General features: G+C 68.0%; 22 protein-coding genes. 13 read left to right on the top strand and 9 right to left on the bottom strand.

Going from position 1 to position 22,751, the window contains the following annotated elements:
- Positions 1-3 precede the first annotated feature (3 nt).
- From hslU to ASC91_RS26475, 5 genes are all read right to left on the bottom strand, one after another.
- A complete protein-coding gene (hslU, locus tag ASC91_RS26455; protein WP_056204628.1) occupies positions 4-1,329 on the bottom strand; it encodes an ATP-dependent protease ATPase subunit HslU in 1,326 nt (441 codons plus the stop codon).
- Entirely contained in the window at positions 1,326-1,889 is a 564-nt protein-coding gene (hslV, locus tag ASC91_RS26460) for an ATP-dependent protease subunit HslV (protein ID WP_056204631.1), read from the bottom strand. The genes hslU and hslV overlap by 4 nt, the downstream gene beginning before the upstream one ends.
- Positions 1,890-1,946: 57 nt before the next feature.
- On the bottom strand, positions 1,947-3,704 hold the full coding sequence (locus ASC91_RS26465) for a hypothetical protein (protein ID WP_056204632.1): 1,758 nt from the start codon (positions 3,702-3,704) through the stop codon (positions 1,947-1,949).
- 249 nt (positions 3,705-3,953) lie between these two features.
- The gene (dksA, locus tag ASC91_RS26470; RefSeq protein WP_235532114.1) at positions 3,954-4,589 is read right to left on the bottom strand and encodes an RNA polymerase-binding protein DksA; all 636 of its coding nucleotides are present in this window, start codon (positions 4,587-4,589) and stop codon (positions 3,954-3,956) included.
- Positions 4,590-4,746: 157 nt separating this feature from the next.
- A complete protein-coding gene (locus ASC91_RS26475) occupies positions 4,747-5,799 on the bottom strand; it encodes a GTP-binding protein (protein ID WP_056204635.1) in 1,053 nt (350 codons plus the stop codon).
- 114 nt (positions 5,800-5,913) lie between these two features.
- On the opposite strand from ASC91_RS26475, the gene ASC91_RS26480 reads away from it, so the two are divergent.
- The 7 genes from ASC91_RS26480 to ASC91_RS26510 all read left to right on the top strand — a co-directional run bounded on the left by ASC91_RS26480 (position 5,914) and on the right by ASC91_RS26510 (position 13,734).
- Positions 5,914-6,795, top strand: coding sequence for an HlyC/CorC family transporter (locus ASC91_RS26480; RefSeq protein WP_056204638.1), 882 nt, complete (start codon positions 5,914-5,916; stop codon positions 6,793-6,795).
- Positions 6,792-8,234, top strand: a complete 1,443-nt coding sequence (lnt, locus tag ASC91_RS26485; protein WP_056204641.1) for an apolipoprotein N-acyltransferase — start codon at positions 6,792-6,794, stop codon at positions 8,232-8,234. The genes ASC91_RS26480 and lnt overlap by 4 nt, the downstream gene beginning before the upstream one ends.
- A gap of 29 nt (positions 8,235-8,263) precedes the next feature.
- Complete coding sequence (gene glyQ / locus ASC91_RS26490; protein ID WP_056204643.1) at positions 8,264-9,196, top strand: glycine--tRNA ligase subunit alpha; 933 nt, start codon at positions 8,264-8,266, stop codon at positions 9,194-9,196.
- Positions 9,196-11,325 carry a glycine--tRNA ligase subunit beta gene (gene glyS, locus ASC91_RS26495; protein WP_056204646.1) on the top strand — a complete coding sequence of 710 codons (2,130 nt, stop codon included), beginning with the start codon at positions 9,196-9,198 and terminating at the stop codon, positions 11,323-11,325. The genes glyQ and glyS overlap by 1 nt, the downstream gene beginning before the upstream one ends.
- Positions 11,326-11,332: 7 nt before the next feature.
- Positions 11,333-11,977 (top strand): D-glycero-beta-D-manno-heptose 1,7-bisphosphate 7-phosphatase, encoded by a 645-nt coding sequence (gene gmhB, locus ASC91_RS26500; protein WP_235532115.1) that lies wholly within the window; start codon positions 11,333-11,335, stop codon positions 11,975-11,977.
- Positions 11,978-12,118: 141 nt separating this feature from the next.
- On the top strand, positions 12,119-12,919 hold the full coding sequence (locus tag ASC91_RS26505) for a 1-acyl-sn-glycerol-3-phosphate acyltransferase (protein ID WP_056204649.1): 801 nt from the start codon (positions 12,119-12,121) through the stop codon (positions 12,917-12,919).
- 5 nt (positions 12,920-12,924) lie between these two features.
- Positions 12,925-13,734 carry a M48 family metallopeptidase gene (locus ASC91_RS26510; protein WP_056204652.1) on the top strand — a complete coding sequence of 270 codons (810 nt, stop codon included), beginning with the start codon at positions 12,925-12,927 and terminating at the stop codon, positions 13,732-13,734.
- A gap of 335 nt (positions 13,735-14,069) precedes the next feature.
- On the opposite strand, the gene ASC91_RS26515 is transcribed toward ASC91_RS26510, so the two are convergent.
- Positions 14,070-15,128: an MBL fold metallo-hydrolase gene (locus tag ASC91_RS26515; protein ID WP_056204656.1), complete on the bottom strand. Its 1,059-nt coding sequence runs from the start codon at positions 15,126-15,128 to the stop codon at positions 14,070-14,072.
- Positions 15,129-15,168: 40 nt separating this feature from the next.
- Here ASC91_RS26515 and ASC91_RS26520 point away from each other — a divergent pair, with 40 nt between their 5' ends.
- The 3 genes from ASC91_RS26520 to ASC91_RS26530 all read left to right on the top strand — a co-directional run bounded on the left by ASC91_RS26520 (position 15,169) and on the right by ASC91_RS26530 (position 17,611).
- Positions 15,169-15,570 (top strand): MerR family DNA-binding transcriptional regulator, encoded by a 402-nt coding sequence (locus tag ASC91_RS26520; RefSeq protein ID WP_056204659.1) that lies wholly within the window; start codon positions 15,169-15,171, stop codon positions 15,568-15,570.
- Between the two features lie 154 nt (positions 15,571-15,724).
- Positions 15,725-16,486 (top strand): TonB family protein, encoded by a 762-nt coding sequence (locus tag ASC91_RS26525; RefSeq protein WP_056204662.1) that lies wholly within the window; start codon positions 15,725-15,727, stop codon positions 16,484-16,486.
- A gap of 99 nt (positions 16,487-16,585) precedes the next feature.
- Positions 16,586-17,611, top strand: a complete 1,026-nt coding sequence (locus tag ASC91_RS26530) for an SGNH/GDSL hydrolase family protein (RefSeq protein ID WP_056204665.1) — start codon at positions 16,586-16,588, stop codon at positions 17,609-17,611.
- On the opposite strand, the gene ASC91_RS26535 is transcribed toward ASC91_RS26530, so the two are convergent.
- On the bottom strand, positions 17,573-18,490 hold the full coding sequence (locus ASC91_RS26535) for a LysR family transcriptional regulator (protein WP_235532116.1): 918 nt from the start codon (positions 18,488-18,490) through the stop codon (positions 17,573-17,575). The two genes, ASC91_RS26530 and ASC91_RS26535, sit on opposite strands and share 39 nt — an antisense overlap.
- Positions 18,491-18,601: 111 nt before the next feature.
- Here ASC91_RS26535 and ASC91_RS26540 point away from each other — a divergent pair, with 111 nt between their 5' ends.
- The 3 genes from ASC91_RS26540 to ASC91_RS26550 are packed head-to-tail and all read left to right on the top strand — an operon-like array spanning position 18,602 to position 20,990.
- Positions 18,602-19,207, top strand: coding sequence for an FMN-dependent NADH-azoreductase (locus ASC91_RS26540; RefSeq protein ID WP_056204668.1), 606 nt, complete (start codon positions 18,602-18,604; stop codon positions 19,205-19,207).
- Positions 19,208-19,216: 9 nt separating this feature from the next.
- Positions 19,217-20,086, top strand: coding sequence for a pirin family protein (locus ASC91_RS26545; RefSeq protein ID WP_056204670.1), 870 nt, complete (start codon positions 19,217-19,219; stop codon positions 20,084-20,086).
- Between the two features lie 4 nt (positions 20,087-20,090).
- The gene (locus ASC91_RS26550; protein WP_056204673.1) at positions 20,091-20,990 is read left to right on the top strand and encodes a LysR family transcriptional regulator; all 900 of its coding nucleotides are present in this window, start codon (positions 20,091-20,093) and stop codon (positions 20,988-20,990) included.
- Here ASC91_RS26550 and ASC91_RS26555 read toward each other — a convergent pair.
- Together ASC91_RS26555 and ASC91_RS26560 are read right to left on the bottom strand one after the other, a co-directional pair.
- The gene (locus ASC91_RS26555; protein WP_056204676.1) at positions 20,987-21,898 is read right to left on the bottom strand and encodes a pyridoxamine 5'-phosphate oxidase family protein; all 912 of its coding nucleotides are present in this window, start codon (positions 21,896-21,898) and stop codon (positions 20,987-20,989) included. The two genes, ASC91_RS26550 and ASC91_RS26555, sit on opposite strands and share 4 nt — an antisense overlap.
- 165 nt (positions 21,899-22,063) lie before the next feature.
- Positions 22,064-22,687, bottom strand: a complete 624-nt coding sequence (locus tag ASC91_RS26560) for a glutathione S-transferase family protein (protein WP_056204678.1) — start codon at positions 22,685-22,687, stop codon at positions 22,064-22,066.
- Between the last annotated feature and the right edge of the window lie 64 nt (positions 22,688-22,751).

Consider the following 22,751-nt stretch of genomic DNA (forward strand, 5'->3'; position numbering starts at 1 on the left):
ACCTCAGAGGATGAACCGACTCAAATCCTCATTTGCCGCCAACGCGCCCAGCTTCGCATCCACCGCGGCCGCATCGATGACCACGGTCTGACCCGAGTTGCGCGGCGCGTCGAAGCTGATCTCGTCGAGCAGCCTTTCCATCACCGTCGCCAGCCGCCGCGCGCCGATGTTCTCGGTGCGCTCGTTCACCTCGAAGGCGATCTCGGCCAGGCGGCGAATGGCCGCGGGCTGCAGGTCCAGCGTGACGCCTTCGGTGGCCAGCAGGGCCTGGTACTGCTTGACGAGGCTGGCGTGGGTGCTGGTCAGGATGGCTTCGAAATCAGCGACCGACAACGAATCCAGCTCGACGCGAATGGGCAGGCGGCCCTGCAGCTCGGGGATGAGGTCGCTGGGCTTGGCCAGGTGGAAGGCGCCACTGGCGATGAAGAGGATGTGGTCGGTCCTGACGAGGCCGTACTTGGTCGACACCGTCGTGCCTTCGACCAACGGCAGCAGGTCGCGCTGCACGCCCTGGCGCGAGACCTCGGCGCCACCGTGTTCGTTGCGCGATGCCACCTTGTCGATCTCGTCGATGAAGACGATGCCCATCTCCTGGGCATTGGCCAGCGCCGCGGCGCGGATCTCCTCCTCGTTGACGAGCTTGGCCGCTTCCTCTTCGATGAGCAACCTCATCGCTTCGGCGACCTTGAGCTTGCGCGTCTTCTTCTGAGTGCCGCCGAACTGGCTGAACATGCCCTTCAGTTGTTCGGCCATGTCCTCCATGCCTGGCTGGTTGCCGAAGGGGCCGAGCACTTCCATCGTGGGCCTGGGGGCGAGCAGGTCGAGCTCGATGTCCTTGTCGTCGAGCTGGCCCTCGCGCAGGCGCTTGCGCAGGGTCTGGCGCGTCGCGTTGTCTCCGTCCTGCGAGCTCGGGCTGCCCGGCAACAGTATCTGCAGGATGCGCTCCTCGGCGGCGTCCTCGGCGCGCGTCTGGCAGCGGCGCATGGCCCCCTCGCGCTCCTGCTTGACGGCGACCTCGATCAGGTCACGGATGATGGAGTCCACATCCTTGCCGACATAGCCGACCTCGGTGAACTTGGTCGCCTCGACCTTGATGAAGGGCGCGCCGGCCAGCTTGGCCAGGCGGCGGGCGATCTCGGTCTTGCCAACGCCGGTCGGGCCGATCATCAGGATGTTCTTGGGCGTGATCTCGCCGCGCAGCTTCTCATCGACCTGCTGGCGGCGCCAGCGGTTGCGCATCGCGATGGCGACGGCGCGCTTGGCGGCCTGCTGGCCGACGATGTGGCGGTCCAGCTCGGAGACGATTTCCTGTGGGGTCATCGAACTCATTCAAGCACCTCGAGGGTGTGATTCTGGTTGGTGTAGATGCAGATCTCGCCAGCAATCTCGAGCGAGCGCTTGACGATGTCTGACGCGCTCAAATCGGTGTGCGCCAGCAAGGCCTTGGCGGCCGCCTGGGCATAGGCGCCGCCCGAGCCGATGGCGACGATGCCCTGCTCGGGCTCCAGCACGTCGCCGTTGCCGGTGATGATCAGCGACGCGGTCTTGTCGGCCACGGCCAGCATGGCCTCCAGGCGGCGCAGCACGCGATCGGTGCGCCAGTCGCGTGTCAGCTCGACCGCCGCGCGCACCAGGTGGCCCTGGTGCTTTTCCAACTTGGCCTCGAAGCGCTCGAACAGCGTGAAGGCATCCGCCGTGGCACCCGCGAAGCCCGCCAGGACCTGGTCACGGTAGAGCTTGCGCACCTTGCGCGCGCTGGCCTTGACGACGACGTTGCCCAGGGTCACCTGGCCATCGCCGCCGATGGCGACCTGCCAGCCGGTGGGCGTCTGGCGGCGCACTGAAACGATGGTGGTGCCGTGATAGACGGCAGAAGATTCTGAAGACATAGGCCGTCCCAGTTGAGGTTCAGCCGCGGTTTCGCAAGGTCGGCCGCGGCCGCGGGATCAGTTGATCCGCACCTTGACCTTGGCATGCTCGTTGATGCCCATCGCGCCGAAAAACAGCGCGACCAGCCGGTGGGCGTCGGTGAAGACGACCATGCGGTTCTCGGTCCGGCGCTGCAGCACCCAGTTCAACAGGTCGCCGGCGGCCATGAAGTCCAGCCGGATCAGCTTGGTGCAGGAGATGTTGATGATGCTCGCGTCGCCGACCTCGGTGGACAGCGTGCGCAGGCTGTCGGAGATATCGCCGCTCATCTGGCCCATCAATTCGAGCTGGGCCAGGCTGGCCTCGGCAACGCTCGTGTCGAGGAAGGTCGACTGCGCCTCGCTCTGCATCGAGCTCGTGGCCGGGCTGTTGGTCGACGAGCCTTCGCCGCCGATGCGCACGCGGCACTTGGCGCGCTCCCAGGACGGCGGCGAGACCTCGTAGGTCACGCAGTAGTCGATGGCGGCCTCGTCGAACTGATCGGGTCGGTTGGCCAGGCGCAACGCTTCCAGCCGCAGCATCCAGAGCACCGGGTCGGTGTCGCGTTCGCCCACTGGCGCCAGCTCCTTGAGCTGGTTCAGGAAGCGGTCGCCGCCCACCCATCGCTGGTCGACCTGCTGCTGGGCCCAGACCCGAAACAGCTGGCGCATCTGGATGGCGGCCTCGATCTCGATCTCTTCCAGCGGGCCCCAGTCGAAGACCCAAGGCATGGGCAGGGTCTCGCTGCGCTTTTGCAGCAGCGTCACATCCTCGGCTCTCACGGTGGAGGGCGCCGTCCAGCTGACCTGGCTGGCCTTGGCCATGGGCGAGCGGTTGGACTGGCGTGTCGATTCGGCCACCAGCTTGGGCATGGAGAACCACTGCGGTGCCGACAGGCCGAACTGCTGGGCGTACTCGACGGCCAGCGCCTCGAACTTGCCCTGGGCGCCGGTGGCGCGGTAGTGGTCGAACAGCACCAGCCAGGTCTCGCCGTGCAGATTGCGGCTGCCGCCCGGGCGCACGAGCTCGGTCAGGGCACGCTCGCTGTTCTCGTAGTCGGCGTTCGCAAAGGCGATGACTGCCTCGTCGAGCTCGGGGTCGTGCACGACCTCCTGCACCTCGACATCGGGCGTGGATTCGGCCAGCGTGAAGGACAGCGGCATGTCCAGCGGCGGCAGGTCGGGCAGGCGGCTGGGCGGCGAGTCGGACAGCGGCGGGATGGCCGCGCCCATGGTCACGGCAGCCGGCGGCGTCGGCGCCTGCAGGCGCTGCACCTCACGCGGCGTCGAGAACTCGCTGACCCGGCCGCCGTTGGCCTCGGCAGGCGACGGCGCCGCGACGGAGGACGAGAAGGCCACCGGCCGCGTGCTGGTGTCGAAGAACCCGGGCTGCTGCTTGGGCACAGCCTGCGTCGTCGCAAAGCTCTCGCCCACCATCTGCTGCTCGATCTCGTCGATCTTGGCTTTCACGCCCAGATCGATCTTGGAATTGGGCTCGCTGATGCGCTCGTCGTCGCCCATCCGGGACGGCGACGAGGCCAGGGCCGCGAGCTGCTCAGGTGTCAGGCCCTCGCGGCGGATGCGGCGCAGCATGTCGAGCTCGCGCTTGCGCACGAAATCGTTGCGGCGCTTGCGCTCCACCATCGCACGCAGTTCGGCCTTGGCAAGGTCGCCCTCGGGGTCGTCCTGGCGCGAATTGATCTCGGCCCAGTCCGTCGTGGGGTTGGCCACGAAGCGCGCCACCTTGCGGAAGAAGCTGTCGCCTTCCTTCGGGTCTGCGGGCTTGGATTCGGACATGTCTGGACTATGCCTCGTGGAAACGAACGGGTGTCAGCGACCCACGGGCCGAGCGCCGGGCCGCTCCCAAGCCGGCCCGCCCAGGTGATGTGCTTGCGGCTCAACGCCGCAAGCATCGCCGTCCCCTCGGGGGCTGAGCCCGGACACGGTGCGCCCTGTGGGCGCGCCGTGCCTGGCGAAGGGCTGCGGCTCATGCCGCAGCGCGGCCTGCAAGGCCGGCCAAGGTTCACCTTGGACGAGGGGCTCCATTCAGTCCCCGAACATTTTTTGCTTGAGCTCGCGGCGCTGCTGCGCTTCGAGCGACAGCGTGGCCGTCGGGCGGGCGATGAGGCGGCCCAGGCCAATGGGCTCGCCGGTCTCGTCGCAGTAGCCGTACTCGCCGGTGTCCAGTCGCGCGATGGATTGCACGATCTTCTTCAGCAGCTTGCGCTCGCGGTCACGGGTGCGCAGCTCCAGGGCGTGTTCTTCCTCGATCGTGGCGCGGTCGGCCGGATCGGGGACGATGGTCGTGTCCTCGCGCAGATGCTCGGTCGTCTCGCCCGCATTGGACAGCACGCCGTCCTTCAGCTCGGTCAGCTTGGCGCGAAAGAACTCGATCTGCTTCGCGTTCATGTACTCCGAGTCCGGCATGGCCAGCACCTCGGCGTCCGTCAGCTCGGCGCCCGATTTGGTCTTCCAGGCGTTGACCAGCTTGGGGTCGCCTTTGGCGGCCACGCGCGGCGTCTCGTCGACATGGCCAGCGCCACGCACGGGGGGCTTGGGCGGAGCGAACCGGTCGGCGAACCGGTTGGCTGGCGCGGGCGCCTCGAGCATCGCGACGTCGGCGCCGGGGTCAGTCTTCTTGGCGCCCTTGGGGGCGGTTTTGGGGGCCGGGGTCTTGCTCACTGTCTTCTCCTCGCTCAGGGCTTGCATCGGCGCGGTGTCAGACCTTGATCCCACTGCTTTTCAGCCGGCTGCCCAATTTTGAGCGCGGCGGATTGTAGCCACAGGGAATCTTCAGCCTTCACCCCCCGGGAAACGGTGCTCCCGGGGCAAAAAAACATCACGCCAAGCAGCCTTCCAAGCCTTGCATCAGTACCTCTTTTGGCAGGTCGATACCAATGAACACCATCTTGCTCTGCTTTTTCTCTCCCGGCATCCACTTCGGGCCGAGATCGGAGCCCATCATCTGATGCACGCCCTGGAAGATGACCTTCTTGTCCGTGCCTTTCATGTGTAGGACACCCTTGTATCTGAGCATCTTGGGACCGTAGACCTGCACGATGGCGCCCAGAAAGTCCTCCAGCTTGGCCGGGTTGAAAGGCTTGTCGGCACGAAAGACGAAGCTTTTCACGTCGTCATCATGGGCATGGTGGTGGGGATGGTCGCAATGCTCGCCATGTTCATGATCGTGATCATGGTGATGATGGCCGTGGTCGTGAGCGTCCGCTTTGAGGAAATCCGGGTCGATCTCCAGCTTGGCGTTCAGATTGAAACCGCGCAGGTCGAACACCTTGGCCAGGGCCACCTCGCCGAAATGGGCGGTCTGGATGGGTGCCCGCGGGTTCATGTGCTTGATGCGGTGCACCAAGGCCTCGACGGCCGCCGGCTCGACCAGATCGGCCTTGCTGATGAAGATCTGGTCGGCAAAACCCACCTGCATGCGCGCTTCCTGGCGACTGTTGAGCTGCTCCTCGGCGTGCTTGGCGTCCACCAGCGTCAGCACCGAGTCCAGCAGATAGCTCTCGGCGATCTCGTCGTCCATGAAAAAGGTCTGGGCGACGGGGCCGGGGTCGGCCAGGCCGGTGGTCTCGATGACGACGCGCTCGAAGTCCAGTTCGCCCTTGCGGCGCTTGGCGGCCAGGTCGGACAGGGTCGTGCGCAGATCCTCGCGGATGGTGCAGCAGACGCAGCCGTTGTTCATCTGGATGATCTGCTCGTTGGTGTCGGACACCAGGATGTCGTTGTCGATGTTCTCTTCGCCGAACTCGTTCTCGATGACGGCGATCTTCTGGCCATGGGCCTCGGTCAGCACCCGCTTGAGCAGCGTGGTTTTGCCGGCACCGAGGAAGCCGGTCAGGATGGTGGCGGGAATGAGGCCTTGGGGCTTGGACATGATGGGAACCGTTTTCGTCGAAGGCGGCAGATATGGGGGCTGGGAGGCCCAGCACAAGGTTTTGTCAAATCAATCGGCTATTCTGTCCCTTCCGCAATACCTTGACAGCTCCCCTTGAGCGAACCGCATTCAGGCAGGCCCCCAGTTCGCGGGGCCGCCAAACACCCGCCCGAGGCCCGTGGCCTGCTGGAGCGCATGCTGGAGTTCCTGCACCCCGGCCCCGACTCCAAGAGCGAACTGATCGATACCCTGGCCGACGCCGAGCAGCGCGAGCTGATCGAGCCCGAGTCGCGCCAGATGCTGGAAGGCGTGCTGCGCATGGCCGAGCTGTCGGCCGGCGACGCCATGGTGGCCGCACCGCGCATGGACCTGCTGGACATCGACGCGCCCTATGACGAGCTGCTTGGTCTCGTCATCGACACCGGCCATTCGCGCTTCCCCGTCTTCGAGGGCAGCCGCGACAACATCATGGGCATCCTGCTTGCCAAGGACCTGCTCAAGATGCAGCGCGCGCCTGAGCTGAACCTGCGCGCCCTGCTGCGCCCGACGGTCTTCGTGCCCGAGAGCAAGGGCCTGAACGAGCTGCTGCGCGACTTCCGCTCCAACCGCAACCACCTGGCCATCGTCATCGACGAGTTCGGCAACACCGCCGGCCTCATCACCATCGAAGACGTGCTCGAAGAAATCGTCGGCGAGATCGAGGACGAGTTCGACGACAAGGATGGCGAATCCGGCATCTACACCCTGGCCGACGGCAGCCAGCGCATCGCCGGCGACGCGACCATCGCGGCCGTCAACGGCAGCTTCAACCTGGCCTTGCCGGACAACGACTTCGACACCATCGGCGGCCTCATCGCCCATGAGCACGGCCGCGTGCCGCGCCGCGGCGAGACCGTGCAGGTGGGCGGCCTGAACTTCGCCGTCATGCTGACCCGCGGCGGCGCGGTGCGCTGGTTCAAGGTCACGCGCGCCCCCGAAGACGAGACCGAGGCGTGAAGGGCGCGAGGGCTGCGGCTGTCGCACTGGCCGCAGGCCTGCTGCACACGGCCTCATTCGCGCCCACCGGCGCCTGGTATCTGCAGCCCATCGCGCTGGCGCTGCTGTTCGCCACCATCGAGCAGGCCACCCCCAGGTTCGCGGCCCTCGTCGGCGCGCTGTTCGGCTTTGGCTGGCTGGCCTCGGGCCTGTGGTGGCTGCATATCAGCATGCACCAGTTCGGCGGTATCCCCTGGCTGCTGGCCGCGCTGGCGGTGGCATTGCTGGCGGCCTTTCTCAGCGGCTTCTACGCGCTGGCCCTGGGCCTGACCGCGCGCTGGATCGCGCCGGGCCGCTGGCGGCTGCTGGCTTTTGCGCCAGCCTGGCTGCTGGCCGAGCTGGCACGGGCGACCTGGCTCAGCGGCTTCCCGTGGATCGCGGCGGGTTATGCCCACACCGTCGGCCCGCTGGCGGGCTGGGCGCCCTGGGTGGGGGTCTACGGCATCTCCGCGCTGGCAGCGCTGGCGGCCGCCGGCCTGGTATGGCTAAAGCGCGGCGCCGTTGCCTGGGCCGCGCCTGCGCTCCTGATCCCGCTGGCAGGCCTGCTGCTGCCGCAGGACTTCACGACCTCCACGGGCCGCCTGGCCCTGTCCCTGGTCCAGCCCAGCATCCCGCAGGACCAGAAGTTCGACCCGGCCCGCTTCGCCGCCAATCTGGAGTTGCTGGCCCGGCTCATCGAGTCGGCGCGCGGCCAGGTCGTCATCACACCCGAGTCCGTCGTGCCGCTGCCGCTGGCCGAACTGGACCGCGCCACCCTCGTGCGCCTGGCCCGCCCCGAACGCCCCGCACTGCTCGGCGCCTTCCTCGGCAATGCCGACGAGGGCTTCGTCAATTCCGTCGTCGCCCTGGGCAGCGACTACCACTACGGCAAGCGCCATCTGCTGCCTTTCGGCGAGTTCATCCCGCCGGGCTTTGGCTGGTTCGTGCATGCCATGAACATCCCGCTGGACGACCAGGCCCGCGGCGGCCACCAGCGCCCCTGGGCCGTCGCCGGCCAGAGGCTGCGGCCGCTGATCTGCTACGAGGATCTGTTCGGCGAGGACTTCGTGCAGAGCGCCGTCGGGCCCGACGCGGCGACCGCCTTCGTCAACGTCAGCAACCTGGCCTGGTTCGGCACCGTCATGATCCAGGACCAGCATCTGCAGTTCTCGCAGATGCGCGCTCTCGAGTTCCAGCGCCCCGTCGCCCGCTCGACCAACACTGGCGCCACTGCCCTTGTTGACCATCACGGCCACATCACCGCCCGGCTGCCCGCCCTGCAGCGCGGCGTGCTGGAGGTCGAAGTCGACGGCCGCAGCGGCTCCACGCCCTATGCCCGCTGGCTGGCCGCGCTGGGGCTTTGGCCGCTCTGGCTTTTGTCCCTGTTGGCCCTGGCGGGCGTGCGCAGGGCGGCCTCATAGAATCGGCCACCCCCTCTCCCCCTCGCCTCATGCTGACCTTCCAGCAAATCATCCTGACCTTGCAGGACTATTGGTCCAAGCAAGGCTGCGCCCTGCTCCAGCCCTACGACATGGAAGTTGGCGCCGGCACCAGCCACACCGCCACCTTCCTGCGCGCCCTCGGCCCCGAGCCCTGGAAGGCCGGGTATGTGCAGCCCAGCCGCCGCCCCAAGGACGGCCGCTACGGCGACAACCCGAATCGACTGCAGCACTACTACCAATATCAGGTGGTGCTCAAGCCCGCGCCGGCCAACATCCTGGAGCTCTATCTCGGCTCGCTGGAGGCGCTGGGCTTCGACCTGAAGAAGAACGACGTGCGCTTCGTCGAGGACGACTGGGAGAACCCGACGCTCGGTTGCTGGGGCCTGGGTTGGGAGGTGTGGCTGAACGGCATGGAGGTCACGCAGTTCACCTATTTCCAGCAGGTCGGCGGCATCGACTGCAAGCCCATCACCGGCGAGATCACCTACGGCCTGGAGCGCCTGGCGATGTACTTGCAGGGCAAGGAATCGGTCTATGACCTGGTCTACACCGACGGCCTGACTTATGGCGACGTGTTCCACCAGAACGAGGTCGAGCAGTCGACCTACAACTTCGAGCACAGCGATGTGGACTTCCTGCTGTCGGCCTTTGCCGCGCATGAAAGGAAGAGCCAGGAGCTGATGGTCGAGAAGCTCGCCCTGCCCGCCTACGAGCAGCTGCTGAAGGCCGCCCACAGCTTCAATCTGCTGGATGCCCGCGGCGCCATCAGCGTGACCGAGCGCGCGGCCTACATCGGCCGCATCCGCAACCTGGCCCGCGCCGTTGCGCAGAGCTATCTGGACAGCCGCGCGCGCCTCGGCTTCCCGATGGCCCCCAAGGCCTGGGCGGATGAAGTCGTCGCGCAGATCGAACTGAAGAACAGCAAGAAGGCGGCCGCTTGATGAATCTGCTCGTTGAACTGTTTGTCGAAGAGCTGCCGCCCAAGGCGCTGAAGAAGCTGGGCGAGTCCTTCGCCAGCGTGTTGGCCGACAGCCTGAAGGCCCAGGGCCTCGCCGCTGCGGACGCCGCCGTCACGTCGTTCGCGTCGCCGCGCCGCCTCGGCGTGCATGTGGCCAACGTCGCCGCCAAGGCCGCCGACAAGGCCGTGCAGCAGAAGCTGATGCCGGTCGCCGTCGCCCTCACCGCTGATGGCCAGGCCACGCCCGCGCTGCTGAAGAAGCTGGCCTCCATCGGCGCCGGCCCCGAAGTCGTGCCGCAACTCAAGCGCTTGCCCGACGGCAAGGCCGAGGCGCTGTTCTGGGACAGCATGCAAGCCGGCGCCACGCTCGCGCAGGGCCTGCAGAAGGCGCTGGATGAAACCCTCGCCAAGCTGCCCATCCCCAAGGTCATGAGCTATCAGCTCGAAGACGGCTGGACCGACGTGAAGTTCGTGCGCCCGGCCCATGGCCTCGTCGCGCTGCACGGCAGCGAGATCGTGCCCGTGCAGGCCCTGGGCCTGACTGCCGGCCGCACGACCTGCGGCCATCGCTTTGAAGCCGCCCAGCCCACGGTCAGCATTAAATCGGCCGACAGCTATGCCACTCAACTGCGTGACCAGGGCGCCGTCATCGCCGGTTTTGCCGAGCGGCGCGCCGAGATCGCGCGCCAACTCAAGGGTGCGGCCGATGCGCTGAGCCTCACGCCCATCGATGACGCGGCCCTGCTCGACGAAGTCACCGCCCTCGTCGAGCGCCCCAATGTGCTGACCTGTGCGTTCGAGGCCGAGTTCCTGGCCGTGCCGCAGGAGTGCCTCATCCTGACGATGAAGGCCAACCAGAAGTACTTCCCGCTGCTGGACTCTCAAGGCAAGTTGACCCGCCACTTCCTGGTCGTCAGCAACATCGCGCCCGCCGACGCCGGCGCCGTCGTGCAGGGCAACGAGCGCGTCGTGCGCCCGCGCCTGGCCGACGCCAAGTTCTTCTTCGACCAGGACCGCAAGAAGAAGCTCGAAGACCGCCTGCCGGGCCTGGCCAAGGTCGTGTACCACGGCAAGCTGGGCAGCCAGGGCGAGCGCGCCGAGCGCGTCAGGTCGATCGCGCATGCCATCGTCAACCAGCTGAGCATGGCGACCCTGCCCTACACGGTCGACGCCGACGACGAGTTCAAGGTGCTGGACAGCAAGGTCCAGCAGGCCAGCCAGCTCGCCAAGTGCGACCTGCTGACCGACATGGTCGGCGAGTTCCCCGAGTTGCAGGGCATCATGGGCGGCTACTACGCCCGCCACGAAGGCCTGCGCGACGGCGTCGCCATCGCCATCGAGGACCACTACAAACCGCGCTTCGCCGGCGACGCGCTGCCGCGCAACCACACCGGCACCGTCGTGGCGCTGGCAGACAAGCTGGAGACGCTGGTGGGCCTGTTCGGCATCGGCCAGCTGCCCACCGGCGACAAGGACCCGTTCGCACTGCGCCGCCATGCGCTGGGCGTCATCCGCATCCTCGTCGAGAAGAACCTGCCGCTGGACCTGCCCGCGCTGATCGACGCGGCCGTGCCGGCCTTCGGCGAGCTCATCGAGAACCCACGTGAACCGCTGCTGAGCTTCTTCGCTGATCGCCTGTCTGTGTCGCTGCGTGACCAGGGTTACAGCGCCCAGGAAGTCGACGCCGTGCTGGCGCTGAACCCCGCTCGCCTGGGTGACGTGCCGCGCCGTCTCGAAGCCGTGCGTGCCTTTGCCGCCCTGGCCGAAGCGGCGTCGCTCGCGGCTGCCAACAAGCGCGTCGGCAACATCCTGAAGAAGGTCGAAGGCGAACTGCCCCACGCCATCAACGATGCGCTGCTGAAGGAAGCCGCCGAGCAGGCCTTGGCCGCCGCGATTGCCGAAGTCCAACCCACTGCCGACCTGCTGTTCGAGCAGCATGACTACACCGGTTCGTTGAAGGCCCTGGCCGCGCTCAAGGGCCCGGTAGACGCCTTCTTCGACGACGTGATGGTCAACGCCGAGGATCCGCTGCTCCGCGCCAACCGGCTGGCCCTGCTGGGCCGCCTGCACGCCGCCATGAACCGGGTCGCCGACCTGTCGCGCCTTGCCTAAAGCCTCAATGCGCGCCGACCACGCCCACGGCATGAAGCTCGTCATCCTCGGGCGGGACGGCACGATCAACCGCTACCGCGACGACCACGTCAAGGCGCCGGAGGAACTCGACCCGCTGCCGGGGGCGCTGGAGGCCGTCGCGCGCCTCAATCACGCCGGCTGGCACACGGTGCTGGCGACCAACCAGGCCGGCATTGGCCGCGGCCTGCTGGACATGGCTTCGCTGAATGCCGTGCACATCCGCCTGAACCAGTTGCTGGCCGAAAAGGGCGGGCGCCTGGACGCGGCGTTCTTCTGCCCGCACACGCCCGAAGAAGGCTGCGACTGCCGCAAGCCCCTGCCCGGCCTCATCCAGCAGATCGGCGAGCGCTTCGACGTCGCGCTCGCCACCATCCACATGGTCGGCGCGTCGCTGACCGACCTGCTGACGGCGCAGAACGCCGGCTGCATGCCCCACCTCGTGCTGACCGGCCCCTTCGGCAGCCTCGGCACCAACGAGCTCGCCAACCTGCTCGTGCAGGTGCCCACGGCCCGCGTGCACGACGACCTGATGAGCTTTGCCGAAGCCATCATCCAGGAGGAGCGCCGCCGCGTTGCCGTGCAGCGCGGCCAGGTTCTGACCCCCGACACCCAGGCCGGAGACCTGAACTGAAGTGATGAGCCCACCCCCTACCGGCTTCGCCGGCCCCCTCAAGGGGGCGATGCCAGCAGCCCGGCAAAGCCGGTTCTGCGGCATCCGCTTGGCCATGCACTCTGGCGCCACCGTTGCGCACCTATTGATTCGGAAGTCCTGATGGCAACGCTATTGAGCGCTATCCGCTCGCTGATCTTTGTCCTGGTTCTCGTCGTCACCGTCATCCCCTGGGCGACCGGTGTCGTCATCCTGTCCATCTTCCGCCGCGGCGACCCGGTCTACTGGGCTTGTGCCGGCTGGCTCAAGGTCGCCATCTGGAGCGCGCGCCTCATCTGTGGCATCCGCTGGCGCATCCAGGGCATGGAGAACCTGCCGTCGGCTTCGGACCGCCGCGCCGGCGTCGTGCTGCTGTCCAAGCACCAGAGCACGTGGGAGACCTTTGCCTACCCGGCCCTGCTCAGCCATCCGCTGGCCTATGTCTTCAAGCGCGAACTGCTCTACGTGCCCTTCTTCGGCTGGGCGATGGCGCGCATGGACATGATCCACATCGACCGTGGCCGCCGCACGGAGGCCTGGAACAAGGTGCTCAGCCAGGGCAAACGCCTCGGTGGCCAGGGCAACTGGGTCATCATGTTCCCCGAAGGCACGCGCATCCCGCGCGGCCAGGTCGGCGACTACAAGACCGGCGGCACCCGCCTGGCCATCGAGGCCGGTCTGCCCGTCGTGCCCATCGCCGCGACGGCGGCGCGCTGCTGGCCACGCAAGAGCTTCCTGCTGCGTCCGGGCGTGGTGGACATCTCCATCGGCCGGCAGATCCGGCCCGAGGGTCGCTCGCCAGCCGAGCTGATGAACGAGGTCAAGGACTGGATCGAATCCGAGATGCGCCGCCTCGACCCCGAGGCCTATGCCAACCCTCCGTCCGCCGGCGTCGCCGGCGACCCGGCGGCGAACCAACGCTGATCACCATGCCCGCCAAGCGCCCGGCCCCACTCCTGCAGGACAGCCAGCTGTCACTGTTCGACGTGGAGCCGGAGATCACGCCAGCCGAGCCCGGCGCGCCGCGCGCGCGGCGTGAGCTGCTGCTGGGCCAGCATCGCATCGGCTATGAACTCAAGCGGGCGCGCCGGCGCTCGATCGGCTTCGTCGTCGGGCCGCAGGGCCTGCGCGTCAGCGCACCGCGCTGGGTGCCCATCAACGAGATCGAACGCGCCCTGCATCACAAGGGCGATTGGATCCTGCGCAAGCTCGTCGAGCAGCGCGAACGCCAGCAGCGCATCCAGGCGTCGCGCATCGAGTGGCTGGACGGCGGCCGCCTGCCCTATCTCGGCGAAGCGTTGACGCTGGTGCTGGCACCTGCCGAGCGCGAGGTGGTGTGGGATGCCGCCACGCGCCAGTTGCGCCTGCCACTGCCCCAGGGCGCCTCGGCCGAGCAGATCCGAGACCTGGCCCAGTCCTGGCTGCAGGCCCGCGCGCGCGAGGACTTCCTGCCGCGCTGCCGCCAGTTCGCCGACCAGCTCGGCGTGGCCATGAAGTCGCTGCGCCTGTCCTCGGCGCAGACGCGCTGGGGCAGCGCCAGCGCCGACGGCTCCATCCGCCTGAACTGGCGCCTCATCCATTTCGCGCCGGCCATCATCGACTACGTCGTTGCTCACGAACTGGCCCATCTGCGCGAGATGAACCACAGCCCGGCGTTCTGGGACACGGTGCGCTCCGTGCTGCCCGATTTCGAGCGCTCGCGCGATGCGCTGCGTGAGGAATCCATCGTGGTTCAGTAGGCCCCTCGTCCAGTCTGGCCCGGCTGAACGCCGGCCAACCTGGCCGGTCCCCCTGGGGGACGGCGATGCTTGCAGCATTGAGCTGCAAGCACATCGCCAAGGCGGGCCGGCTTGGGGCGGCCCGGCACTCGGCCCGAAAGACGCCGCAATGGCTTGCATGTGAATACTACCGAGCCACGGTCACCCTGCCGCCTTCACAAAGCGCAACACTTCGTCTGACGCTGTCACACAGGTACCCGCAGCCGGCCCAGCCGGAGGGAGTGAAGGTACCGCGCTAAGCCGGACCGCCGCCGCACGATCTTGATCGTCGGCGGCGTTTCTCTTTGGCGCCGGCGTCAGCCGGGCAGGAAGCGGTAGACGCCGTCGGCGCCCAGTTCGCGCCTGAGTTCGCCCTTGAGCCACAGCGCGTGCAGGTGGGCAATGGCCTCGCCCATCGCGAACGTCGTCTGGTGCAGGTCGAGCTTGCGTTTGAACAGCACGGGCAGCAGGCCGGCCGCATGCGTCGGTTCGGCGCGGCAGGCGGCGATGACCTCGGCGAGGCGCTCGACATGGTGCTCCTGCAACTGGTCGATGCGCGCATGCAGGCCGGTGAAAGGCTTGCCGTGCGAGGGCAGCACCAGCGTGTCGGCCGGCAGCTCCAGGTAGCGCTTGAGTGAGTCCAGATAGAGCGTCAGCGGGTCGGCCTCGGGCTCGACGTCGACGACGGAAACATTCGTCGAAATGCGCGGCAGCACCATGTCGCCGCTGATCAGCAGCTTGGCTTCTTCGCAGAACAGGCTGATGTGCTCGGGCGCGTGGCCGTAGCCGGCGATGCAGCGCCAGGTGCGCCCGCCGATGTCGATCTCGCTGCCATCCATCAGCCGCCGGTAGCTGGCCGGCACGACCGGCACCATCTTGGGGTAGTAGTCGGCACGGGCGCGGATCTTCTCCAGCGACTCCGGGTCGGTCAGGCCATGGCTGCCAAAGAAGGCCGCTGCCGAAGCGCCGCCCATGCCCACCGTCGAGCCGCTGGCCAGGCGGGCGAGGTTGTAGTCGGTCGCGCTCATCCACAACCGGCAGTTCCATTTCTCGGTCAGCCAGTGCCCGAGCCCGAGGTGGTCAGGGTGGAAGTGCGTCGCAATGACACGCAGCACGGGCAAACCGTCCAGGTGCGCGGCAAACACCTGCTCCCAGTTGGCGCGTGTGTCGTCGCTGGCGATGCCGCAGTCGACGATGGTCCAGCCCTCGCGACCATCGAGACGGTCACGCAGCAGCCACAGGTTGATGTGGTCCAGCGCAAAGGGCAGGCCCATGCGCACCCAGCGCACGCCGGGTGCCAGGTCCAACGCCTCGCCGGGTTGGGGCAGGGTATCGCCCAGGGGGTAATGCAGTTCGGATTCGCGTGGATTGGCCATGACCGCTCTAGACTGACGTTTACGTCAATTGAGTGTAGCCATGCCCTCCCGCCGACCTGTCCCCGCCGCGACCGAAACGACCTACACGATCACTGAACTCGCCGCCGAGTTCGACATCACGCCGCGTGCGATCCGCTTTTACGAGGACATGGGCCTGCTGGAGCCTGGCCGCAAGGGCCGCAACCGCGTCTACACGCCGCGCGACCGCACTCGGCTGAAGCTGACGCTGCGCGGCAAACGCCTGGGCCTGGCCCTGCAGGAGATCAAGCAGCTCGTCGACATGTATGACAGCCAGGCCAGCGCTGCGCCCCAGTTGCGGGCCTTCCTCACCATCCTGGCGCAGCACCGCCAGCAGCTCGAACAGCAGCGTCACGACATCGAAGTCACGCTGGCCGAGATCCAGCAGCACGAGAAGCGTTGCCGCGCCTTGCTGGGGTCTTGAACCATCGGCCAAGCGTGACGCTTTGCCGGGAGCGGCCTCAAATTGCGTCGCATGCGGGACAAACCCCGCTGACGCCATCCCACAGTCTGACTAGAGTCCGCCCCTCGACCGAGGTGGCATTTGCCACCGGCCGAAATGTCTTTGTGGAGCTGTCATGACACTCGGACCGCGCCGTACCCTGGCGCTTGCCCTGCCCGCCATCGCGGGCGCCCTGCTGATGCTGGCCCAAGCGGCCAGCGCCCAACAAGAAGCACCCAAGGCCGAGAGCCTCGAGCGTGCGCAGAAGGCCGCCGACGCCGTCTTCCACTGGATCAAGCTCAACGCCGACAAGGGCGCCAACCGTCAGGCGCCCGCACCGGCGCCGGCGCCAGCCGCCGCGCCGCGCAAGCCGGCTCCGGCTCCCGTGGCGGCCGCGCCCCGGCCCGCGCCTGCCCCAACGCCCGGCACGGCACCCGCACCGACCGCTGCCGCAGCTGTTGCGCCCCCGACCACCGTTGCTACCGCGCCGCAGGCGGCGCCCGAGCCTGAACCTGAAGTTGAGCGCACGCCCGTGCTGCTCGCCTCTGCGGCGCCGACGCCCGCCCCCGCTGCCCCGATGGCCGCCGCGGCACGGGCCGCGGAGCCGCCGCCCAAGCCGGCCGAGGAAGAGGCCGAGGAGCCGCTGAAACTGCTGGCCAAGGTCGAACCGGCCATCCCGCGCCAGATGCAGCAGCAGAGCACCTTCCGCAACGGTTTTGCCCAGGTGCAGTTCACGGTCGGGCCTGACGGCGCGGTCCAGCAGGCCTCGGTCATCAAGGCCAGCCATTCGCGGTTGGGCACGGCGGCCGTCGAGGCCGTCAAGCAATGGCGCTTCGCTCCCATCCGCAAGGCCCGCGAGGCCGCTGTCGAAGTCGCCTTCAAGAGCGACACCGACTGATTTCAGTCTCGGGCGTCCCCGGGTTGACGCTGAGCCAACGGGCGGAGATGCTGTTGTCGAGCCGTTAGAAGTCCTGCGGCCACAAATCAGGGAGTTTCCATGTCCATCCGTCTGCTCGCCCGCATGCTCGCGGGCATTGGTCTTTGTGCTGCCGCCTTCGCAGCCTCGGCCACCGGCCCGTATTCCGGACTCGTCGTTTTCGGCGACAGCCTGTCCGACAGCGGCAACAACGCTTTGCTGCTGTCTCAGGGCCCCGGTGGGCTGCCGCCCGTCAACATTCCGGGCGACGGCTACTACAGCAAGATCCCGTCGACGGCGGGCACGTATTCCAATGGCTGGGTCTGGACGCAGTACTTCGCGCAATCGCTCGGCGTGGCGCTATCGCCCTCACTGGCCGGCGGCAATAACTTCGCCTTCGGTGGTGCACAGACCAGTCTGAACGGTGGCGAGATTCCGCAGTTGCCGGGCTTCCCGTACAGCATGCAAACCCAGCTTGGCATGTATCTGGGCGCCACCGGCAACCTCGCCGATCCGAACGCTCTTTACGTGGTGGCCGGCGGCGGCAACAACATCCGTGTCGCATTGGAAGCGATCGCCATGGGTGCCGACGCTGACGCCACGGCTGCCGCGACAGTGGCCAGCTACGCCGCCGACATGGCCGGCATCGTTGGCAGCCTCAAGCTCGCCGGCGCCCAGCATGTGCTGGTGCTGAACACGCCGAACTTCGGCCTCACGCCGCTGGCCAACGCGATGGGCGCCAGCGGCCAGGCCTCGGCGCTGAGCTTCGCCATGGACACCGCCCTCACCGGCGCGCTGGCTGGCAGCGGCGCACAGGTCTTCGACATGTACGGCTTCATGACGAGCGCCGTGGACAATGCCTCGCAGCTGGGCTTCAGCAACTGGACCAATGCCTGCGCAGCAACCACCAGCAGCTGCGATCTCAGCACCGCGCTGTTCTGGGACGGCATCCACCCCACGACCCTGGCGCACCAGCAGCTCGCTGCAGCCGTGTTCGCGGTGGCCGTGCCTGAGCCCGACATGGCCGCGCTGCTGGCCGTTGGCCTCGTCGTCGTGGCGCTGGCGGGCTCAAGGGCCCGGCGCCGGGCAGTTGTCCAGCAGGGCTGACATCGCCTCCAGAAACACCCGGGTGCGCAACGGCATCAGCCGGCGCTCCGGGAACACCGCCCAGCAGCTCGAGCCCGGCAGGTGCCAGTCCGGCAGCAGGCGCTGCAGCCGGCCCAGCGCCAGCGCATCCCTGACGATGAGGCGGTCAATGCCGGCGATGCCGACGCCGCTTTGCGCCAGCTGAGCCAGCAGGCTGGGCGCATTGGCCAACGTGCGCTGCGCCGGCCGGGCAAGGTGGGGCTCGGCCCCCTCGCGCTGCAGCCGCCAGGGCACGGGCTCGCCGTGGCGGGTCAGCAGCATCAGCCCGTGCATGGTGTCCAAGGCCTGCGGCAACAACGGCTCGCCGACCCGCTCCAGATAGCCCGGTGACGCGTACAGGCCCCAATGCGTCGTCGCCAGCTTGCGCGCGGCGAGCTGGCTGTCCTCGTCCATCGATCCCATGCGGATGGCAAGGTCGAAGCCCTCGCCGATCAGGTCCACGCGCCGCGGCGTCAGGTCCAGCTCCAGCTGCACCTCCGGGTAGGCCAGCGCGAATTCGGCCAGCATGCCGGCCGCCACCTCCTGGGCGAAGTCCGCCGGCATGCTGACGCGCAACCGGCCGCTGGGTTTTTGCTGGCGGTGCAGGGCCAGCGCCAGCGCGCCATCCACCTCTGAAGCGACTGCCCGCGCGTGCTCCAGCACGCCGGCGCCGAAGTCAGTCAGTGTCAACTTGCGCGTCGTGCGCTGCAGCAGCTTCTCGCCCAGCCGGGTCTCCAGCGCGCCGATGCGCCGCGACACCGTGCTCTTGGGCCAGTGCACCCGCTCGGCGGCGCGGCTGAAGCTGCCGGCCTCCATGACGCGGGCAAACAGCAGCAGGTCGTCGGCGTCTGATTCCATCATTGGCCCCATTGATCCATTGGCGGAACAATCATATGCAAATCACCGACTTCTGAAGTTGATTGGACAGTCCTAGAGTTCATTCCATCGCAACCGCCAACCTGGAGCACCCGAATGAACATCCTGCAAATCAACGCCAGCGCCCGTCGTGCCACCGATGACCAAGGTTCGGTTTCCACCCGCCTGGCCAGCGAACTGACCGCCGGCCTGCGCGCCGCCAACCCTGGCGCCACGACCACCGTGCGCGATCTGACGCTGACACCCCAACCTGTGCTCGACGAAGCCGCGCTGGGCGCCCTGTTCACGCCAGCCGACCAGCGCACGCCCGAGCAGGCCGCCCGCGTCGCGCTGGACGACGCGCTGATCGCCGAACTGCAGGCCGCCGACACCGTCGTCATCGGCGTGCCGATGTACAACTTCAACATCACCGCCCAGCTCAAGAACTGGATCGACGCCGTCGCCCGCGCCGGCGTCACCTTCAAGTACGGTGAGAAGGGCCCTGTCGGCCTGGTGACCGGCAAGAAGGTCTACATCGTCACCAGCCGCGGCGGCATCCATCGCGACCAGCCCAGCGACCAGATGACGCCCTATCTGCGCGCCGTGCTGGCCTTCCTGGGCATGACCGATGTCGAGTTCGTCTACGCTGAGGGCATGGCCTTCGCCGCAGAGCAAGGCCTCGCCAACGCCCGCGCCCAGATCTCCGAATTTCTGATCGCCTGAAAGAACGCCATGAACACCGTCGCCACTTCCCTGTTGAACCAACCGCGCGAGGTCGAGCGCCTCGTCGCTGGTCAGCCGACCAGCGACGGTGCCGGCGTCAAGCTCAACCGCGTGCTGACGCAGAACCTGCAGCGCCGGCTGGACCCCTTCCTGATGCTCGACGCCTTCGGCACGGACAACCCCGACGACTACATCGCCGGCTTCCCTGACCACCCGCACCGCGGCTTCGAGACCATCACCTACATGCTCAATGGCCGCATGCGCCACCGCGACTCGGCCGGCAACGAAGGCCTGATCAGCGACGGCGGCGTGCAATGGATGACCGCCGGCCGCGGCGTCATCCACAGCGAGACGCCGGAGCAGAACGCGGGCCGCATGGCCGGCTTCCAGCTCTGGCTCAACCTGCCCGCCAAGGACAAGCTGCGCGCGCCCTGGTACCGCGATGTGGCCAGCCACGAGGTGCCGGAGTTCGAGCGCGACGGCGTCAAGGCGCGCGTCATTGCCGGCGCGAGCCATGGTGTCGAGGGTGCCGTGCAGCGCGACAGCACCGAGCCGCTATACCTCGACCTGCACTTCGCGCCCGGCGCCCGCTTCGAGCAATTGCTGCCGCCCGAGTTCAATGCATTCGTCTATGTCTACGAAGGCGGGCTGAAGTTCGAGACCGGCTGCCAGGTGCCCTCGGGCCGCATGGCCATCCTCGCCAACACGCCCGGCAGCGACGGCGTACGCCTGCAAGCTGGCGACCAGCCGACCCGCGCGCTGCTGATTGCCGGCAAGCCGCTGGGCGAGCCCATTGCGCAGTACGGCCCCTTTGTCATGAACACCGAGGCGGAGCTCGTGCAGGCCGTGCGCGACTTCCAGGCCGGCAGACTCGCCTGAACGCATGGACCGCTTGCAGGCCATGGAAGTCTTCGTCGCCGTTGTCGACAGCGGCGGCTTCGCGAGCGCGGCGCGCAAGCTGGACCTGTCGGCCCCAGTCGTCACGCGCGCTGTGGCCGAACTGGAAGAGCGCCTGGGCGTGCGCCTGCTGACGCGCACCACCCGCGCCGTGCGCGTCACCGAGGCCGGCGCCCGCTATGCCGAGGACTGCCGGCGCATCCTCGCCGACGTGGGCGACTCCGAGGCCGCCACCAGCGGCAGCCGCAGCCAGCTCAAGGGCCTGCTCAGCGTCACGGCGCCGGTGCTGTTCGGCAACTTGCACGTCACGCCCATCGTCACCGACTATCTGCAGCGCTACCCGGACGTCGACGCGCAATGCGTCTTCGTCGACCGCGTCGTCAACCTCGTCGACGAGGGCCTGGACGTGGCCGTGCGCATCGGCGAGCTGCCGGACTCCTCCCTGCGCGCTATCGGCGTTGGCCAGGTGCGGCGCATGCTGCTGGCGTCGCCCGGCTATCTGGCCACGCATGGCCGGCCGCAGCGCCCCGATGGGCTGTCGGGACACACGCTGATCCAGCCCACCCAGGTAGCGCCCTACCCTGAATGGCGCTTTGCCGAAGCGGGTCGACCGCTGGTGCAGCGCATCCGCCCCCGCTTGCGCACGACAACCAATGATGCCGCCCGCTCCTTCGCGCTGGCCGGCCTGGGCATCGTGCGCCTGCTCAGCTACCAGGCCGCCGACGCGCTGGCCCGGGGCGAGTTGCTGCCCTTGCTCGAGGATTTCGAGCCGCCGACCATCCCCGTCCACATCGTGCATCACGAGGGCCGGCACATGACACAGAAAGTGCGTGCCTTTGTCGACCTGGCGGTGGACAGCCTGCGCGCGAATCCCGCCCTGCGCTAAACGTTCTGCGGTGCCCAGTCGCGGAACCGCCAGCGCAGCGGCAGCGCATCACGCAGCCACCAGCCCTCATCCAGGTGGAAGCGCCAGGCGCGCTCGGCCTTGTCGTCGAGCGCGGCCCGTTCCGGCCCGTCCCAGACGATCTCGGCGCGACCCGTCAGGCTCAACAGATCGCCGCGCTCGAAGTCAATGAAGAGCAGGCCCGCGCGTCCGTCGAGTTGCAGATTGCCCAGCGTCATGAACATGCGGTTGCCGGAGTAGTCCGGCACCAGCAACGTGCGTGCGTCCTCTTGCGTGACGAAGCCGGCGGGACCGCCGCGGTGCGACACATCCGCCCCTGCAGCGCCCGCATGCGTGGCGACGAACAAGGTATCGGCGGCGGCGATCAGCCAGGCCGCGTCGCCGTCCAGTTGCGACACGCGCTCGATGACGCGCGGCCGCGTGTCCGCCGCATCGCGCACCCATTCAACCTCGCGGCCCTGGATGTACTGCGGGCAGTTGCCTACCGTCTGCTCCACCTGCAGCCGCAACCCTGAGGGCTCGACCGCCAGCAGCCTGCCGTTGACGCGGTTGCGCCGCCGCGTGTGCAGCTCGATGCCCAGCAAGCCGAGCCGCGCGCCCGGTGTCATGCCGGCCGCGGCCGGATCACCCGGGATGGGCGTGGCCGCGAAGGTCAGATGCCAGGCATCCGGCGCCTGCACGAAACCCGGCGGCCCCACCAGCACCGTGGCCCAGGGCCGACCGGTCGGGTCCACACTGCCGGCCAGCATCAGCGGCAGCTGCTCGTAGAAGCGCTGGTGCTGCTCGGGCATGTGGTCGCGCACGACGCGGCGACCGACCTCGGCCATGCGCTCGGCGACGCCGACGCGAGACTGCACGGCGACCTCGCCGGCGTGGAAGGGTTGATCCATTTTCAGTGGCCTTTCGTATTTGCGGGCCGAGCGCCGGGCCGCTCCCTAGCCGGCCCGCCCTGGCGATGTGCTCGCGGCTCGATGCCGGGAGCATCGCCGTCCCCTCGGGGGACCGGCCGGGCACAGCCGCGTTCAGCGGGATGGGACCGGGCGAGGGGCTTCATTTCAGGCGGCCCGCAGGCCGGCCGGCGTGGTCTTGAACGGCACAAAGCCCGGCAACGCCTCGATGCGCGCGAGCCAGGCACGCAGCGCCGGATAAGGCGCCAGGTCCACATTGCCCTCGGGCGCGTTGACGATATAGCTGTAGCCGGCGATGTCGGCCAGCGTGGCGTGGCCGCCGACGAGGAAGGAGCGACGAGCCAGCTCGCCTTCCATGACCTTGAACAAGGTGTGAGCCCGGTTGATCACCTCGTCAGCATCGAAGCGTGCGCCGAACACGGTGACGAGGCGGGCCGCCGCGGGGCCGAAGGCGATCAGGCCCGAGGCCACCGACAGCCAGGCCTGCACCGCCGCGCGACCGGCGGCGTCGGCCGGCAGCCAGCGGCCCGCCGGGTCGTACTTGCTGGCCAGGTAGACCAGGATGGCCGTGCTGTCCCAGACGCAATGGCCGTCGTCATCCAGCAGCGGCAACTGGCCGAAGGGATGGCGGGCGAGGAACTCGGGCGTCTTGTGTGCGCGGGTGGCGAAGTCAATGTCGACGAGTTCATGCGGCAGGCCCAGCAGGGACAGTGCGAGCTCGGCGCGGTGGGCGTGGCCAGACAGCGCGTGGCGGTACAGCTTGAGGGTCATGGAAGGCTCCGTTGAAGACGGGACCACTGTGCCCAGCGCCGCGCCCTGGCGAAACGGCGCGCGC

It is taken from the genome of Pelomonas sp. Root1237 (assembly GCF_001425055.1).
Classification (GTDB): Bacteria; Pseudomonadota; Gammaproteobacteria; order Burkholderiales; family Burkholderiaceae_C; genus Pelomonas.